Genomic DNA, 600 nt, shown 5'->3' on the forward strand with positions numbered 1-600 from the left:
CATATGTTAAAAAGAGATGAAGGCATAGATGAAAGGCTAGTAAATATTATAGATAACTTTATGGATGCAGTGCTAAAAGAACTAAAAGATCCTAAAGAGTATGAGATTAAAGCAGCTCAGGCTAATGAAAGGCTAGCAAAAGAAAAAGAGTTAGAAAGTTTAGAATCTAAATAGTTTATAATTAAGAACTATTAAAGGAGTGCAAAATGACTGCTAAAGAAAAAAAAGCCTTAGAAGAAGCACAAGCTTATAAAGACTATAAAGAGGCATTTTTAAAAGAGTATCCTACAAAAGAAAGCTATTATAAAAAGCTAAGTGAAGATGTTAAAGCCTTAGAAGAAGGAAGGTTAGAGACTTATAGTGCAGAGGAGTTTGAAAGAAATATGGATGACTTCTTAAAAGAATTAGAAAAAAATAATATATGAACATAATTTATTCTCGTAAATTTAATAGACAATTGCAAAATATGCTAACTCATATAAATAGATATAGCATACAAAATGCAAGAAATTTTAATAAAGAAGTAAAACAAAAGACACGCAACCTGTTAACTGCCCCCTTCATCGGTCGCCCTGCCCATTATGATAAAAATATCCGTGA

Annotated in this window: 1 protein-coding gene; it reads left to right on the forward strand. The window is 30.0% G+C overall.

Features of this window, described 5'->3' with window-relative positions; all coding sequences use genetic code 11:
• Window positions 1-206: 206 nt before the first annotated feature.
• Window positions 207-425 (forward strand): hypothetical protein, encoded by a 219-nt coding sequence (locus BKH40_RS08625; RefSeq protein ID WP_095278608.1) that lies wholly within the window; start codon window positions 207-209, stop codon window positions 423-425.
• The last annotated feature ends 175 nt before the right edge of the window (window positions 426-600 follow it).

Origin of the sequence: Helicobacter sp. 11S02629-2, from assembly GCF_002272875.1 — a bacterium.
GTDB lineage: Bacteria > Campylobacterota > Campylobacteria > Campylobacterales > Helicobacteraceae > Helicobacter_I.